Source organism: Sinorhizobium sp. 7-81, from assembly GCF_030124405.1.
Lineage (GTDB): Bacteria > Pseudomonadota > Alphaproteobacteria > Rhizobiales > Rhizobiaceae > Sinorhizobium > Sinorhizobium psoraleae.
Genome location: NZ_JASKLT010000065.1, coordinates 1 through 1,298, shown reverse-complemented (window position 1 = coordinate 1,298; position 1,298 = coordinate 1). Strand labels below are relative to the sequence as shown.

2 protein-coding genes are annotated in these 1,298 nt (G+C 61.2%); both read right to left on the bottom strand.

The window, feature by feature from the left end:
- Positions 1-75: 75 nt before the first annotated feature.
- Positions 76-426, bottom strand: coding sequence for a tyrosine-type recombinase/integrase (locus QN224_RS33485; RefSeq protein ID WP_283980164.1), 351 nt, complete (start codon positions 424-426; stop codon positions 76-78).
- Positions 407-916 carry a tyrosine-type recombinase/integrase gene (locus QN224_RS33480; protein WP_283980163.1) on the bottom strand — a complete coding sequence of 170 codons (510 nt, stop codon included), beginning with the start codon at positions 914-916 and terminating at the stop codon, positions 407-409. The genes QN224_RS33485 and QN224_RS33480 overlap by 20 nt, the downstream gene beginning before the upstream one ends.
- Positions 917-1,298 lie beyond the last annotated feature (382 nt).

Here is a 1,298-nt window from a genome sequence, read left to right as displayed (position 1 = left end):
TCGACAAGGTAGAGACCATGTCGAGCACGATGCCGGGTGAAGCGGAACGCATCATATTGGTGCGGCAAAACCGCCTCAGGTGCGGACCCGGTCGGATTGCGCCGGTGCTTCCAAGTCCGAGAGCAAGGATGCGATCAGGGCATCCGGTGCCTTGAACCGGCCACGCCTCAGTTCAGGCGGGACCGCCTCGACCGCTTTCAGCTTTTCGGACGGATCCATGCGGAGATAAACCTCCGTCGTACGGATGTCGGCGTGGCCGAGCCATAAGGCGACCTTGAGGACGTCGCGTATCGCCTGCAGCATGACGACTGCGCAGCCGTGCCGAAGCTGATGAGGTGAGACGCGACGGTCGCGCAGCGATGCGCAGCTCTTGGCCGCCTTGCCGACATGCTTACCGAGCACATACTCAAAGCCGGCACGGGTCATCGGCTCGCCCTGTGCATTGACGAAGAGCTCCGGTACGCGGACTGCGCCGCGCACGCTCAGCCAGCTCCGAGGGTTCCGCCGTGTCCTTCCAGAGCGGCAGGCAGCGTTCCTTGCGGCCCTTGCCCCGAACCGTCACGCTCGCGCCGTGTCGAAGCGACAGGTTTTCCGTCAGGACACCAACCAGTTCGGAGACCCGCAAGCTCCCGGCAAAGCAGAGGTGCATCATCGCCCGGTCGCGAACCCCGGATCGCGTCGCGAGGTCGGGAGCGTTGAGGATCGCGCAGACCTCTTCCATCGTCAGATGGCGAATGAGCTTCTGGGCATGGCGCTTGGTCGGGATCGCATGGACCCGGCCGATCTGTTCCAGTGCGGAGGGTACCTTGTGCTCGATATAGCGCATGAACGCCTTGATGGCGGGGAGTCGCACGGTGCGCGTGGACGCGCCGTTGCCGCGATCCTGTTCAATGTGCGCAAGGAAAGCGACGATCATCGGCGCGTCGAGGTCTTCAATGGTGAGCAGAGACGGACGAGTGCCGAGGCGTCTCGCTGCGAAGTTGAACAGCAGCTTGAAGCTGAATGCATATGTCTCGCAGCTTTGCGGGCTATAGCCGCACCACCTCCGCTATCGTCGCGGTCGAATAATTCCGCTTGGCAAGCCAGTCCCTGAACCCGTCGACATATGGTTGCAACCAATTGATCCGAACATCGACGCTTCGGCGATGTCTACGTTTTCGCTTTGTCAACTCTGTTTCCTCGATTTGCTTGTTGGTTCCGGCGGAGTCCGGCGCGTCGAACAAATCGAAGGTTTCAAATTCCAGCAGTAGGCGAGCAGCTTATCCGTTCTCCAAAACGCCGAGTGGGTCATCTCACAG

What these genes read in the sequence shown, in the direction of transcription:
- QN224_RS33485 (WP_283980164.1), bottom strand. Translation starts at nt 426, where the DNA reads ATGACCCGTGCCGGCTTTGAGTATGTGCTCGGTAAGCATGTCGGCAAG.
- QN224_RS33480 (WP_283980163.1), bottom strand. Translation starts at nt 916, where the DNA reads ATGATCGTCGCTTTCCTTGCGCACATTGAACAGGATCGCGGCAACGGC.